15 protein-coding genes are annotated in these 14,387 nt (G+C 56.9%); 4 read left to right on the forward strand and 11 right to left on the reverse strand.

Annotated features, from left to right (window positions below; genetic code table 11):
- Positions 1-6 precede the first annotated feature (6 nt).
- The 5 genes from menE to CCASEI_RS02465 are packed head-to-tail and all read right to left on the reverse strand — an operon-like array spanning position 7 to position 4,548.
- Complete coding sequence (gene menE / locus CCASEI_RS02445; protein ID WP_006823532.1) at positions 7-1,146, reverse strand: o-succinylbenzoate--CoA ligase; 1,140 nt, start codon at positions 1,144-1,146, stop codon at positions 7-9.
- A gap of 22 nt (positions 1,147-1,168) precedes the next feature.
- Positions 1,169-2,005 carry a metal ABC transporter permease gene (locus CCASEI_RS02450; protein ID WP_006823531.1) on the reverse strand — a complete coding sequence of 279 codons (837 nt, stop codon included), beginning with the start codon at positions 2,003-2,005 and terminating at the stop codon, positions 1,169-1,171.
- A 1-nt stretch (position 2,006) separates the two neighbouring features.
- Positions 2,007-2,876, reverse strand: a complete 870-nt coding sequence (locus tag CCASEI_RS02455; RefSeq protein WP_006823530.1) for a metal ABC transporter permease — start codon at positions 2,874-2,876, stop codon at positions 2,007-2,009.
- A gap of 8 nt (positions 2,877-2,884) precedes the next feature.
- Positions 2,885-3,595, reverse strand: a complete 711-nt coding sequence (locus tag CCASEI_RS02460) for a metal ABC transporter ATP-binding protein (protein WP_006823529.1) — start codon at positions 3,593-3,595, stop codon at positions 2,885-2,887.
- Positions 3,592-4,548, reverse strand: coding sequence for a metal ABC transporter substrate-binding protein (locus tag CCASEI_RS02465; protein WP_038574364.1), 957 nt, complete (start codon positions 4,546-4,548; stop codon positions 3,592-3,594). Before CCASEI_RS02465 ends, CCASEI_RS02460 begins: the two co-directional genes overlap by 4 nt.
- Positions 4,549-4,641: 93 nt before the next feature.
- Here CCASEI_RS02465 and CCASEI_RS02470 point away from each other — a divergent pair, with 93 nt between their 5' ends.
- Positions 4,642-5,322: a metal-dependent transcriptional regulator gene (locus CCASEI_RS02470; RefSeq protein ID WP_025387052.1), complete on the forward strand. Its 681-nt coding sequence runs from the start codon at positions 4,642-4,644 to the stop codon at positions 5,320-5,322.
- 36 nt (positions 5,323-5,358) lie between these two features.
- Positions 5,359-5,625 carry a hypothetical protein gene (locus CCASEI_RS02475; protein WP_025387053.1) on the forward strand — a complete coding sequence of 89 codons (267 nt, stop codon included), beginning with the start codon at positions 5,359-5,361 and terminating at the stop codon, positions 5,623-5,625.
- On the opposite strand, the gene CCASEI_RS02480 is transcribed toward CCASEI_RS02475, so the two are convergent.
- The 4 genes from CCASEI_RS02480 to CCASEI_RS02495 all read right to left on the reverse strand — a co-directional run bounded on the left by CCASEI_RS02480 (position 5,622) and on the right by CCASEI_RS02495 (position 9,816).
- Positions 5,622-6,989, reverse strand: coding sequence for an FAD-binding oxidoreductase (locus CCASEI_RS02480; protein WP_025387054.1), 1,368 nt, complete (start codon positions 6,987-6,989; stop codon positions 5,622-5,624). The two genes, CCASEI_RS02475 and CCASEI_RS02480, sit on opposite strands and share 4 nt — an antisense overlap.
- A 278-nt stretch (positions 6,990-7,267) precedes the next feature.
- Entirely contained in the window at positions 7,268-7,729 is a 462-nt protein-coding gene (locus tag CCASEI_RS02485) for a DoxX family protein (RefSeq protein ID WP_025387055.1), read from the reverse strand.
- A gap of 102 nt (positions 7,730-7,831) precedes the next feature.
- A complete protein-coding gene (locus CCASEI_RS02490) occupies positions 7,832-8,551 on the reverse strand; it encodes an Abi family protein (protein WP_025387056.1) in 720 nt (239 codons plus the stop codon).
- A gap of 317 nt (positions 8,552-8,868) precedes the next feature.
- Positions 8,869-9,816 carry a 1,4-dihydroxy-2-naphthoyl-CoA synthase gene (locus CCASEI_RS02495; RefSeq protein ID WP_006823174.1) on the reverse strand — a complete coding sequence of 316 codons (948 nt, stop codon included), beginning with the start codon at positions 9,814-9,816 and terminating at the stop codon, positions 8,869-8,871.
- 35 nt (positions 9,817-9,851) lie between these two features.
- On the opposite strand from CCASEI_RS02495, the gene CCASEI_RS02500 reads away from it, so the two are divergent.
- A complete protein-coding gene (locus CCASEI_RS02500) occupies positions 9,852-10,877 on the forward strand; it encodes an o-succinylbenzoate synthase (RefSeq protein ID WP_006823175.1) in 1,026 nt (341 codons plus the stop codon).
- A 99-nt stretch (positions 10,878-10,976) separates the two neighbouring features.
- On the forward strand, positions 10,977-12,911 hold the full coding sequence (locus tag CCASEI_RS02505) for a vWA domain-containing protein (protein ID WP_006823176.1): 1,935 nt from the start codon (positions 10,977-10,979) through the stop codon (positions 12,909-12,911).
- Between the two features lie 4 nt (positions 12,912-12,915).
- On the opposite strand, the gene CCASEI_RS02510 is transcribed toward CCASEI_RS02505, so the two are convergent.
- Together CCASEI_RS02510 and CCASEI_RS02515 are read right to left on the reverse strand one after the other, a co-directional pair.
- The gene (locus CCASEI_RS02510) at positions 12,916-13,572 is read right to left on the reverse strand and encodes a response regulator (RefSeq protein WP_006823177.1); all 657 of its coding nucleotides are present in this window, start codon (positions 13,570-13,572) and stop codon (positions 12,916-12,918) included.
- Between the two features lie 9 nt (positions 13,573-13,581).
- Entirely contained in the window at positions 13,582-14,349 is a 768-nt protein-coding gene (locus CCASEI_RS02515) for a sensor histidine kinase (RefSeq protein ID WP_025387057.1), read from the reverse strand.
- Between the last annotated feature and the right edge of the window lie 38 nt (positions 14,350-14,387).

Below are 14,387 nucleotides of genomic sequence, written 5' to 3' on the forward strand. Positions count from 1 at the left end.
ATTGGCTTATCGCCCAAAGAGTTTCAACACCGCCTGGCGGTCGACTTTGCCAGGACCCGTTACGGGCATCTCCGGAAGGCGCTTGAGTTCTTTGGGCAGCTGCCAGCGGGGGATATCTGTCTCTTCGAGGGACTCGAGAATATCCGGCATGGACGCCCAGCCGGTATAGGCTGCAACGATTGCTTGGCCGAGGCGTGGGTGCGGTGTGCCCACCACGCAAGCTTGGTCAACGCCAGCGACTTTGAGCATCGCGGTTTCTAATACCTCCGGGTGCAGCTTAAGCCCGCCGGAGTCAATGATGTTGTCTAACCGGCCGGTCACCGTGAGCACGCCGGCCTTCAGGACACCGCCATCGGAAGTTTGGAACCAGCCGGGTTCGGCGAATGCTTCATGTCCTGGTGCATTGCGGTAGCCATGCGCGATGGTCGGCCCGCCCAAATGGATGCGGCCGCCGTCCACGCGGATTTCCGTTCCGGGCAGCGCAACGCCGTCATAGACGCAGCCGCCGGCGGTCTCCGATGAGCCGTAGGTGGTCACGATGTTGATACCCAACTTGGTTGCAGCGTCCAACAACTGCGGGTTGGTAGCTGCACCGCCGACCAAGATGGCGTCATAGGTTTGCAGGGCCTCGACGCCGTTGTTTGAGTCCGTGGCCTTAGCCAGCTGCATCGGAGCGAGCGAGGTATAGGTGCGTTCACCAGTTTCTTTGAGCTCGCGGGTCGCGCCGGCGAATTCATCGATGTTAAAGCCGCGGCTGACATCGATAGCCAAAGGCTCAACCCCTGCCACCATGGAACGGATGAGCACCTGCAGCCCTGCGATGTGGTGCGCGGGCATGGCGAGTAGCCAGTGCCCCATGCCGCCTAAGCGTTGATAGGTGGCATCCGCGCTGGCAATAAGATTCTGCGCGGTTAACTGCGCGCCCTTGGGTGTGCCCGTGGAACCGGAAGTGGGCACCACTAGGGCAACGCTAGAGTCGATTTCTTGCCCGGCCCGCTGCGAGTTTTTCAGCAGCGTGGATTTAGTGGTGTCATTCGCAGGCAAAGGCAGCAAGGAATAACGCCCGGTAATAGCCATCTCTAAATCAGGGAGGATGGCAAGCGGGTTGGAGGGGGAGACAGGTAAAGGACGTAGAACATTGGGCACGGAGCTAAATCTTAGTCAGCTTTCAGCTGCTTTTACTTCTGCGACGTGGGCTGATAAGAAAACGAAACCCAAGAATAAGGATGAAGATTCCGGCATAGGCAACTGCCATGAACGCTGAGGTCGAAGCATTGGCGTGATAAGCCAGCCAGAAACCAATCGGCGCACCGCACAGTGCAACACCGCAGGCAACGGCGAGCATGGTGGGAACCCGGTTGCTGAGAAGTCGCGCGCAGATAGCCGGGAAGACCATCAGCGCGATGACCAGCATGGCGCCGGCCGCATGGAAGGCAGCGGTGGCGGTGGCAGCAACAAGTGCAATAAATATGGTGTGCAGCCCGCGGGTGCGGATACCGGCAACGCGGGAGAACCCTGAATCGAAGGTCGCGGTGGTCAGCCGCGGCATGCACAGCAGGATAAAGGCGGCGTTGACGATGGCAACAACTAGCATGACCAGGCTGTATCCCGGATTAGAAAAGGCCACCAGGTTGAGATCACCCACCAAGACGGCGTGCACGTCCAAGTGCACGTGCGAGAGGTGAGTAGAAATCAGGATAATGCCGGCGGCAAACAGTGCCGGGAAGATTAATCCGAGTGCTGCGTCATTGGTGATAAGCCCTGAGCGGCCAATCCATTCGGTCAGCAGCGCCACCATCAATCCACCGAGCGCGGCGGTGAGCAACAACCACGGGGAGTTGAGGTCAGCTGTGAACATGTAGCCCACGGCGATGCCGGGTAAGACGGCGTGTCCGATGCCATCGATAAGCATCGAATCGCGTTTAAGCACCACGAATACCCCGGGAATCGCGCAGGCAAGAGCCGTGGTAATAGCTAATAAGCAGGCACTGAGTGCAAGAGTCATGTTAAGCACGCACCTTTGATAACGCTAGAGAAACCGCGGCGATAAGTGCCTGGACCAGCACAATAGCCGGGCCAGTGGGGATTGCGCCGAGCGCGGTATTGCCAACGGCGATGGAAAGATAAGAACCAATCGCAGCAGAAAGTCCACCGATGAGGCTGGCGCACACAATGAATGGAATCAGACGGTGCGTCCATTGGCGCGCGGCAATCGCCGGGGCGATAACCACTGCGACCATGAGCACCACGCCAACGACTTTGACGCCGATGACGGTGGTGGCGACCAGGGCAATAAAGCCCATGGCGCGGATGATATTTATTTTGATGCCCGCGAGTTGGGCGAAAGGGGCGTCAAAGACGACAGCGGACTGCTTAAGGTGTACCAACGAAAGGATAAGCAGTACGCCGCCGCCAATGACAAGTGCGGATCTCACATCGGCGCGGGTCAGGGTCGAGGCATTTCCCAGCAGGTAATCCTGGATGCCGGCTTTGCCGGGTAGTGGATTGCGGGAAATGTACTGGAGTAACAGCATGCCGAGTGAGAAGAAAGTCGTTAAAGTCGCAGCCATTGCAGCATCACGATGAATGATGGTGCGCTGCGTTATCGCAGAGATTATTGCCACCGCGGTGAGGCCGGTGACCACGGAGCCCACTATCAGCAGCAGGGGATTGCGGCCATCAAACCCGAGCCAGGTGCAGATGAGGAAGACACCGAGTAACCCGGGCAGGCTGGAGTGCGCGATGGCATCAGCGATAAGCGCTTGGCGCTGCACCAGAACCAGGGGTCCTAATGCGCCGGCGCACAGGCCGATGATGACCGTGCCCCATAATGCTTGGGAGTATGTGTAGTCCGTGAGAAGTTCGAGTGGATTCATCACAGATATCAACGGGGGAGGGAGAAAAGTTGGGAGATGGCTGAATCAGTCAAGGTTTCAGCAGTGGGGCCACTAGCGATGATGCCCTCTGGTCCCAGCAAAATGACGTCATCACAGTAGGTGGCGACTTCCGCCAGGTTGTGGTGAACCAACAACACCGTCACGCCGCTATCGCGTAGTTCACGCAGCACGGCAACGATGGCGTCTTGGCTAGCCGCGTCGACTCCGGCGAAAGGCTCATCCAAAATCAACAAGTCCGGCTCGGTGGCCAAAGTGCGTGCCAACAGTACGCGTTGACGCTGACCACCAGAAAGCGCGGCAATCGGACGGCGCGCCAAGTCAGCAGCACCGGTGCGCTCCAGCGCGCGATGCGCTGCCTGCTTCTCAGCTTTGCCGGGCCACCGGTACCACGGCAGTCGTGCGCTAAGACCCATGAGTGCAAGGTCTTCGACGATTGCGGGGAAGGACCAATCTAAGTCAGCTTGCTGCGGCATATATCCCAGGCGACGCCGGAAAGCGTCTAAAGACTGACTATCGAAAAGCACCTGCGCGCCGGGCTCCGCCCGAACCAAACCCACTGCTGCTTTAACCAGCGTGGACTTCCCGGAACCGTTGGCCCCGACTAGCCCGGTGATTCTCCCGCGGCGCACATGGGTGGAGATCCCACTGAGTACGCGATTGGAACCATAGCTGACTGAAAGACCTGCGATATCAATCATTTGCTCAAGCCTGCTTCCACGGTTTCGGCGTTGTGCTTGAACGCGCCCAAGTAGGTATCAGTTGGTGCCGTTGGGCCCAAGGTGTCAGCGAAGAGCTCTTCATCGGAGACTTCCACCGTCCAACCGCGGGAGTCCACGGCCTCACTCAAGGAGGTGATTGCCTGCGGATTCGCTTGGTTGTCCTGGAAGATAACCGGCACTTCCTCATCCGCAATCAAGTCAGCTAACTGGGATATCTCTTGTGGCGACTTGGCTGCTTCGGTGCTGACAAAGTCCGTTGCGTGCACCTCAAAGTCAAAGGTCTTGCCAAAGTAATTGAAGGCATCATGGCCGGTAATCAGAGTGCGAGTGGAGACACCTTCCAGCACCGCGGATGCTTCTTTAGCGGCCGCGTCAATTTCATCGCCGTAGGAATCAGCATTCGCTGCATAGGTATCGGCGTTGTCTGCGTCAACCTCGCTGAGCTTGTCACCGATGAGGTCCACAACCTCAGTCCACAGCTCCGGCGAATTCCAGATGTGTGGGTCATAGAGCTGCTCGCCGCCAGCGCCTTCTTCCGGCCATGTCAACAGGTCAGCGGTATCAAGCTGGTCACCAACGGCTAGCTGCTTGTCACCCAAAGACTCCAACTGGGTGATCATCTGGGCTTCTAAGTGCAGGCCATTCCACAGCACCAGGTCCGCGTCTTGCATCTTTTCGATGTCCTTGGTGGACGGCTGGTAGGTATGCGGATCGCCGCCTGGCCCAACCATGGTGAACACATCTGCATCCGACGCGATGTTCTTTGCCGCATCCGCCAGGTAACCAGTGGTAGCAAAGATGCTGAGCGATTCACCGGAGCCATCTGCATTCCCATCGGCACTTGCGCCGGGGCCAACTCCCGAGTCAGTGGAACAAGCTGTCAATGCACACACAGCGCCAACGGCTGTGAGTCCAAGAAAAAGTCGTTTCATTTCCATCCTTGAAAATCTAGGTTCAATGGGTTGAACAATCGAAAGCATACGGATGAAGATTAATATTTAAAACGCTTTGTCTACGATGGGGGTATGCACGTGACAGATTTACCTGAGCGCACCCAGGATTACCTCAAGGAATTGTTCAATCATGAGGAGCGCTCCGGGGTTAACCTTCCCCTCGCGTTGGGGGACTTGGCTGCCGCCTTGGATCAGAAACTGCCCACCGCATCCGAAGCAGTCAAGCGCCTGGCGGCCAAAGACCTAGTTGTTCATGAGCGCTACCGCGGCGTGACGCTGACGGACCTGGGCCGGGACCTGGCGCGGCAGGTTGCCCGCCGTCACCGTCTGCTGGAATCTTTCCTGGTCACCACGTTGGGTTATACCTGGGATGAGGTGCATGAGGAAGCAGACGTGCTTGAACACGCTTGCTCTGACCGCTTTATTGCCCGCCTTGATGCCCACTTGGATTACCCCAAGCGCGACCCGCACGGGGATCCCATCCCGCTTGCCGATGGCACCACGGACCCCCTATCCACCTGCACCCTCGCGGGCATCAGCGCTGGCCAAGAAGTCATCATGGAACAAGTCAACGACTCCGATCCGGAGCTCCTGCGCTTTCTAGCCACCCAAAACATGCGTCCCGGAGCCACCATCGAAGTTGTCGAAGCCCCACTCGCCGGCCTTCTTCACATCAAAGTCGATGGCGGGAAACCCTTTGCCCTTGCCGAAGTCGCTGCCCACGAAATCACCGTGCGGGCTATCGCTGACTAAACTCGCGATCATCAATAACGGGCCGAGGGGATTCCAATGAACGAGAAGCAAGCGTTAGAAATTGCCAATAAATATTATCCGGACTTTGTGTGGGTCTATGCCGAAAGGATGCACAACGATGGGTGGTTAGTTCGGCCAGAGGGGGATGGCCATACCAAGGGATTACCCGGTGTTTATATTGACCCAGACGGCAGTCCGGAAATGTACGGGAGCGTGCCCGATTCATGGCCTCAAGCTATTCACGAATTCATCCAGCTTTCTGATGAAGAAGGGGATGAGGATTGGGGTGATTTTGTGGATTAAATGCCACGCCCTGGGGTCAAAATGTTCTTTGGATCCAGAGCGTTCTTAATCAGTTGCTGGGCATGGCGGGTTGCGCTGTCTATTTGCAATGGCAATTCAGCCTGTTTGACCATTCCAATGCCGTGTTCGCCGCTGATAGTTCCTCCCAGTTTGAGAGCAAGGCGGGTGATGTCGTCGATGACGACTTCTGCTGCGGCATAGCCTTCTGGAGTGTCATCGGCTTCAACAGTGGGGTGCAGGTTGCCGTCACCGGCGTGGGCAACGACTGAAACTTCCAATCCGCGTGCGGCCGAAATCTCGTCGATGCCATGAAAGATGGTGGCGAGTTCGCCAATTGGTACCGCGACATCGCAGGAAACTCGCAGTCCCTTCGCGCTGAGAGCGGGATTGGCCAAGCGGCGTGCTTCCAACAGGCTGTCACCTTCGGCGATGATGGCTTCGGTGGCGCCAAATTCGCGGCATAGCTGGGTGGTCTCGGTGGCAGATGCCTCTGCGTGCAGTCCGGTGAACTGGCCGATGAGCAATGCACTGCCGTTTGCTGGGAGGCCAGATGGCTTGTATTGCTCGATGATTTGCACGCTGCGGGCATCCAAAAGCTCCAAAACTTCTGGCTTCTGTGCGCCGTTCACGATAGCTGTCACCGCGCGCCCGGCATCCTCGATCGAGTCGAAGCTGGCGCGGAACACGCGCGGAGTTCCAGGTGCAATTGGTTTGAGCCGAACGGTAGCGCTAGTGACCACACCGAGCGTTCCCTCCGAACCGACGAACAAGCTGGTCAAGTCCAAGCCCACAACATTCTTTATTGTCCGCGCACCGGTGTGCAGGATACTGCCGTCGGCGAGAACAACCTCGAGCGAAGCTACTGAATCACGCGTAACTCCGTGGCTAACACAGCGAAGCCCACCGGCATTTGTTGCGATGTTGCCGCCGATGGTGGAGATTTCAGCACTGGCTGGATCGGGGGCGAAGAAGAGATCGTGCTCAGCCGCTGCCTGATTCAGCCTGGCGTTGATAACTCCGGCTTGGACCTTAGAGAGTCGGTTCACCGGGTCGATCCAATCGATCTGGTTCATGCGCTCCAAAGAGATGACGAGTCCATCAGCATAAGCGAGCGCACCACCACTCAAGCCCGTACCAGTTCCACGCACCGAAACTGTCACTCCATTGCGATTAGCCCACTGAAGTGCCGTGGATACTTCCTCCGTTGTTTCAGGGAAGACTGCAGCGAGTGCTGTGCCTTCAGGGCTATAACGTGACTCATCCCGCGAAACGTGGTCCAGCTCAGCGCCTTCCGATACGAATCGGTCTGTAAAGAATTCACGAAGTTCATCAGTCGGAGGGGTGGTCAATGCGTGTGAGCTCATGAAGTCCTTCAATCTTTGTTCAGGGTTGCAGGGCTGCAGAGCTGATTAAAAGCTTTCTGTGAAGCCTAACGCCTTCCCAATCGGCTCGTGCCGAAATATTCAATTAGTCCAGCTCTGGAAGCATCCGCAATGCGCGAATTCAGCAAGCGGGTACCAACGCGGGGAAACATGGGCGCCAAACCGAATCGAAAACGTCGAAAGCCGACACCCGAAGGTGTCGACTGAAGTGCGGTTGAAGATATATAGCGCTAGTTTGATTCCAGGTGATTGACTGGAAGCTAAGCAGCTACAGGGGTCTTAACTGATGCTTCCTTGTTCTTGAAAATGAAGCGGTCTGCGGCGTACTGGCCAGGACCTGCGGTAAGGAAGATGACTGCGCCGGCAGCGATGGTCATGACCAGCTCCCACCCGTTGCCGTCAATCATGACGCCGGAGGCGAAGTGTCCACCCCAGATACCAGCGCCAATCATCTGCAGAACTACAAGACCTGCAGCAATGCGGGTGATAAGGCCAATGAGGATTAGGATGCCGCCGACGAGCTCGACGACGGAAGCAATAGGAGCGGCAATGCCTGCGGCGGGAACGCCCATGCCGTTGAATGCTTCGGTGGTGCCTGCAATAGTCCATTCGTTGAACTTCTGCCAGCCATGGGCAATGAGGACAGAACCGAGGATGATACGTGCAATGAGAAGTCCTGCGGACTCAACCGGTGACTTAAAGCTTGAAGTTAAATTAAGCATGAGGGAAGTGTAAACCACTCATGTTGTCGCATCAACTTAAACCTTTAACTAATTTCAAATGAGTGAATTGCAGCAGAGTGAAGCTGGAGTGAAGGGGATGCATTATTTCCAGCTCCTGCGTGGATCGTGTTGTGCAACTTGGCGCAATTGGCTGCCTGTAATTGCCCATGCTGGGTAGGTGTTATCGATTGCCTGAAGTACAGAAAGCATGTCGTTTAGGCGATGCCTTATATTAGTTTCAAGCAAATTCTCTTGATGTGAAACGCGATTTCGTAGTCGTGTAAGGCGTTCAATTCTCTTGCCTATTTCTTTGCGGGAAGCGTCAGAGTTTTGAATTCGAGGAAAAGCTTTGTGAAGCCCTTCCTGCCAGAGAACCTGAGCCCGTTGTCTATGAGCCGGGAGTGCTTCACCCAGAAGATTTGCCCAATTTCCAAGTGACAATTGGGCGATTACATCGTCATGAGTGAGTGGCGCATTTTTACGGCGATGTCCGCTTGTTCGATGCTTGGATGCGTTCGCCGCCCGTCGCCGAGCTTGAGCGAGGGGTCTCTTGAACATCTCATGAAGGAGCTCGCCTGTCTGGTGTTCGAGAGACCAATCTCGGTATCCGCAGGCCTGGTAATTCCATTCCTGAAGCACAAGGTCCATTGAATTTCGGGTCAGGACTTCAAAGTGTGAAAGCTGGGAATGGATTGCGCCGGCTAGCTGGGTATTCCATCGATAAAGTTGAATCGCTTTTTCAAGGTTCTGGTCGGCGGCGTTGAGATATCGTATGAAGCGAGCCGCGCCGAGCATTCTGTCTATTTCAGCCTTTGTTTTCATAGAATTCGATGGTATCTTTGGAAGTAGAGCGTCGATGTAGGTCGGTGCACTTTACCCCACAGCCCCGAGCAATTGCTCGGGGCTGTTGTTTTTCGAAAATCTTTCATCTACCAGTTGTTTTGTTGGCTGGTTTGTCTGATTAGTTTTCGCCTTTTTTGAAAGTCAGAACTTGACAAAGACTATGGTTTGAAAAATTGCCCACTAAAGTGGGCAATTCGGTTCCGAATGGACGAGATCCTTGGCTGAGAAGGAGCTAGGAGTGCGCACCTGCTAGTGCCGATTCACGACCGTGGCTGCAAAGATGGAGAATCCGTTTCTTAGTAGTAGTACGGGAACTCTTCCCAGTTAGGGTCGCGCTTTTGGAGGAAGGAGTCGCGGCCTTCGACGGCTTCGTCGGTCATGTAGGCGAGGCGGGTGGCTTCGCCGGCGAAGACTTGCTGGCCCATGAGGCCGTCGTCGGTGAGGTTGAAAGCGAACTTCAGCATGCGCTGCGCGGTGGGGGACTTGGTGTTGATTTCGCGGGCGGCATCGATAGCTTCTTGCTCAATATCCTTGTGGTCGGCCACGATGTTAACCGCGCCCATCTGCTGCATGCGCTCAGCGGAGTAGGTGCGGCCTAGGAAGAAGATCTCGCGGGCGTACTTTTGGCCAACCATCTTTGCCAGGTAGGCAGAGCCGTAGCCGGCGTCGAAGGATCCGACATCGGCGTCGGTCTGCTTGAAAGCGGCTTCCTGGCGTGATGCGATGGTCAGATCACAGACCACGTGCAGGGAGTGCCCGCCGCCGGCGGCCCAACCATTGACCACGGCGATGACAACCTTCGGCATGGTGCGAATCAGGCGTTGTACTTCCAAGATGTGCAGGCGGCCGCCTTCCACCTTTTCACGGGCGGCATCAACAGTATCGGCGGTTTCACCATCGGCGTAGCGGTAGCCGGAGCGGCCACGGATACGCTGGTCGCCACCAGAGCAAAATGCCCAGCCGCCATCTTTTTCACTTGGACCATTGCCGGTCAGCAGCACGGTGCCCACATCCGGGGTGCGGCGCGCATGGCCGAGCACGTGGTAGAGCTCATCCACGGTGTGCGGACGGAAAGCATTGCGGACCTCAGGGCGGTCAAACGCGATACGCACGATGCCGTTCGCGCGGCCTTCACCCACGTGGCGGTGGTAAGTGATGTCAGTGAGGTCGGAAAAACCTTCCACTGTGCGCCACTGGGAGGCATCGAAAGGGTTGTCAGTGCTATAAGTTCGGGTTGCAGTCATGCACTCTAATCTAGTCGCCGGCTAAACTAGGCAGCATGCAGATCGACGATATCCTAGACCGCGCGCACGTTGTCGCGCTTCCACTGGCCGTAAAATTCCGCGGAATCACCACGCGTGAAGCACTACTGATTGATGGCCCGGCAGGCTGGGGCGAGTTCTCACCATTTGTGGAATATGGTCCGCAAGAATCCGCGTCGTGGCTAGCCGCAGGTCTGGAAGCAGCTTACGAAGGTTTCCCCGAACTGGTGCGAGACAGAGTCGAAGTCAACGGCACCATCCCAGCGGTTGCGGCAGAGCAAGTGCCGGAATTAATGAACCGATACCCAGGCGTGCGCACCTGGAAAGTAAAGGTGGCTGAGCCAGGACAAAGCCTGCACGACGATATCGCGCGGGTTAACGCCGTGCGCGAATATGCGAGTGAGCATAACCCGAGTTTGTCTCCCATTATTCGGGTTGATGCCAACGGCGGCTGGAGCGTGGAGGAGGCCATTGCAGCGGCAAAAGAAATGATGCCGCTGGATTACATGGAGCAGCCATGCCGGACAGCTGAGGAGCTCGCTGAGGTACGCAGTCAGCTCATGCGCAACGGATTGTTTGTGCGCGTTGCCGCGGATGAATCCATTCGTAAGGCCAATGACCCCTACCGGGTGGCGGAGTTGCAGGCGGCAGACGTGGCAATCGTCAAGCCTGCTCCCTTAGGCGGTGTGCGCAAGACCCTGGAGATTGCGCGCAACCTGCGCGCGCGGCACATGGATGTCACTGTTGCCTCCGCGCTGGATACGGCCGTTGGTATTTCCATGGGTTTGGCAACCGTGGCGGCACTGCCGAAGATTTATGACGATGAAGATATTGATGTAATTCCATCCGCTGCGGGGCTTGCTACGGGCTCATTGTTCTTGGAAGATGTGGCGGCACCGCGCCAGCTTGTGGGTGGCGCCCTGCCCGCAGCGCCTATCGCCGCCGAATTAGATCGGCTGGAAGCGCTCGTTGCGCCCGCTGAGCGCCGCGACTGGTGGTTTAATCGCGTTCGTGAATGCTATTCGGTATTGAATTCAAAATAATTTTCCCAGCCGGTGACCTGCGGTTGTTCACCTGGTGTTAATTTTCCATGCAGGTCAGCCTGTTGTGAGGTGATTAACAGCTGGATACTCTAGGGTGGCATGGGCACAGGCAAAGTAGTAGCAGGCATTCTGACGGTCCTTGGGCTTGCCGCAACCAGCGCGCCAATTGCGATGGCGCAGGAGTCGCAAGAAGCCGGGGAAAATAACGTACCTCCAACCATGCTCATCCTTGACGCGTCTGGCTCCATGGGGGAAACCGATGCTGGCGGGCAGACCCGCATGGACACCGCCAAGGAAGCAACGCACACCTTCCTGGATGGCGTTCCGGAGGATTCTGAACTTGGATTCATCACCTACGGCACGGGGACTTCCAATGCGCCGGAAGAGCGCGAGGCCGGCTGTGAAGATGTGACCACCCTGGCGCCGCTAGCCAGCGGGCAGCTGGATGATATCCGCGGGGAAGTCGATGGCATTGAGGCCTCCGGCTACACCCCGATGGGACCAGCCTTGCGCCAGGCTGCTGATGAACTTCCTGAAGAAGGCGCGCGCAACGTGGTGCTGGTGTCAGACGGCATTGATACCTGCGCGCCACCACCGGTCTGTGATGTGGCGAAAGAACTACATGATCAAGGCATTGACCTGATCATCAACACCGTGGGCTTCTTAGTTGATGGTGAAGCGCGCGCCGAGCTTGAGTGCATAGCTGAAGCGGGCGGCGGTCAGTACCTGGATGCCAATGATGCTGATAGCTTGGCTGAATCCATGCGGGTGCTGCACACACGCTCAATCAACGCGTATGAGTCAGACTTGGAAGAATACGAAGGCTCCGATAGTGAAACCGCGCCAACGGAAGTGCCCGCGGACGTGGAGGCTTTCTCCTCACCGCTGCATGATCCAGGTGCAGCACTTAATGAAATCAACAGCCCTGCCCAGCACTGGCGCATTCCAGTAGAAGAAGGCGAGCGCCTGGCCATTTCAGGTCTGACCGTTCAGCCGCCGAGCTTTGGTGGGTTGTTTGATACCCGGTTCGGTATGAGCCTGGATTTCGCGGACTCTGCATGCCGGGCTTCAGACTGGAATCAGGTTGATTCCAGCTCAGCGCAGGGTGTGCAGGCAGTCGCAGCCATCAGTGAGATCGCAGGCGAAGAGTGCGGTGCAGATGGCTACGTGGACTTTTCTATCTCGCGCGTTGGCAATTATCTTGAAGGCCAAGATATCCCGATGGAACTGAAAATCACCCGCTTTGCCGGTGAGGACGTCAGTGAGGTACCAGACCCTGAAGCCGAATCTGAACTTGGTGAAGTCAGCATTCCGGAAAACACCGAGACCGCTGCACCTGGTACTTGGTTTGATGATGCAGCTGAGCTGCCCGATGGCAATGAGCAGGGCGTGAGCGCCGATATTGTTCCGGGTGAAACGCACTTTTACAAGGTGCCTGTGGAATATGGTCAGCGTCTTGCCGCAGCCATTCAAAATGATGGCACGGATGTTGAGCGCGGGAGCGGTATCTCCGTGGACCAGCTGGTGGTTAACGTCTATAACGAAGCCCGTCAACCGGTGCTGCCTTCGGAAAACGTGCAGCTCAATAATGATGATCCCAAGGTCTTCGGCCATGCCGCGCCCCTGAACTACCGCAACATGGAAGAGGGTGACAGTAGCACCGGCCGCTTGTACCAAGACGGCGACCAATACATCGCGGTAAACTACCAACGGATGTCCAACAGCGGCAATGAAGAAGTCGGCGACGGTGAACAACACACCGCCCGCTACTCACTCGCAGCACTAGTAGACGGCGAAGCACAACCCGGCCCAACCTTTACTGCAGCCTCCGCAGATTCCGATTCTGAAGCACCAGCCGAAGACTCCGAAGATGTAGAAGCCGATGATGCTGCGGCAGATTCCCTTGAGGACAGCGAACAAGGTAGCAGTGCTTCAGAGGGCATTGGCGTTATTGCTTGGGTGCTGCCGGGCCTTGTGATGTTGGTTATCGCAGGCGTGGTCTTTGTGTACTTCTCAAAGTCGAAGAAAAAATAGGAGCCTACTTCAGGTTCTGAGTAGCTAGGTACTCCAAGATGGCCTTGACGCGGCGGTTGTCCTCGGATGCGTCAAGGCCTAGTTTCATGAAGATGTTGGAGACATGCTTGGCCACCGCCGCTGATGACAGCACGAGCTTGGAGGCGATGTCTTTGTTGGACATGCCCTGTGACATGAGCTCGAGGACTTCTTGTTCACGCGGGGTGAGCGTGGCAAGACCGGAGCGCGACGTGGACATTAAGGCGCTGGCAACAGTCGGGTCAATGACGGTGCCGCCGCTTGCCACGATGGCGAGGGAATCCAAGAAAGAAGCGACTTCGCTGATGCGGTCTTTGAGCAGGTAGCCGGTACCACCCGTGGCATCGGCGAATAGCTCGGAAGCATAGACTGGCGCGACATATTGGCTGACCACCATGACCGCTAGGTTTGGGTAGGTCTCACGCAGGGTTACTGCTGCCTGCAGGCCATCATCAGACATGGATGGAGGCATACGCACGTCTGTAATAACAACGTCCGGGACCTGTTCTTTAACCACCTCAATGAGCTCAGGCGCGCTGGAAGCCTGCCCGATTACTTTATGCCCGCGGCGCTCAAGGAGCCCTGCGATACCTTCACGAAGAAGTGCTGAGTCATCGGCCACCACGATGGAAAGTTCTGCCATTGCTACTCCTTAGTCCTGTTCTTTGCTGCCTTTGTCAATTTTCCCTGCGGTGCCACTGCTTGCAGCGGTGCCGATAGTAAAAGTGGGTTGCCCGCGGTCAACCAACAGTGGAATCCGCGCGGAAACGCTGGTGGGACCGCCTTCGGGGGAGGTGATTTCCAGCCAGCCGCCGAAGGCATCGAGCCTATCGCGCATGCCGGCAAGCCCCGCGCCGGGCTTGAGGCGAATGCCGCCGGGGCCTTGATCCACCACCGTGATGTGTAAGTGCTTGTCCGCGATGAGAAGAACGGAAACGTCGGCGCCGGGGGCGTGCTTGGCGGAGTTGGTCAGTGCTTCAGCGCAGAAGAAATAGCCGGCGGCAAGAACGCTGGGGGATAGCTGCGGCAAGGGATGTGGTGCCGAGACCAGCACGTGCGGGCCGTAGCCGGCGGCCATGTCTTTGACCGCGGCCACTAGTCCGCGGTCAGCAAGAACTTGCGGGTGGATGCCATGCACGGTTTTGCGCAGGGCATCCAAGCCATCGTTGAGGTCCTGCTGCGCGGCGCGGATGAGTTCATCTACCTCCGGCGGGGCATCAAGCAGTGCCTCGCCCAGTTTGATGGATGCTGCCACAAGGTATTGCTGGGTACCGTCATGTAAGTCGCGCTCAATGCGGGAGCGTTCCACCTCATAGGCATCGGCGATGGCGCGCCGGGATTTGGTGAGCTCAGCTATCTTTTCTGCCTGCGTTTGCTCACTCGTTACACCGGGTTTGTCGCGGTTGCGCTTTCTCCACATGCCACCCAGGGTAGTGCCAGCACTACCTGAAAGTGCAA

The organism is Corynebacterium casei LMG S-19264, from assembly GCF_000550785.1.
Classification (GTDB): Bacteria; Actinomycetota; Actinomycetes; order Mycobacteriales; family Mycobacteriaceae; genus Corynebacterium; species Corynebacterium casei.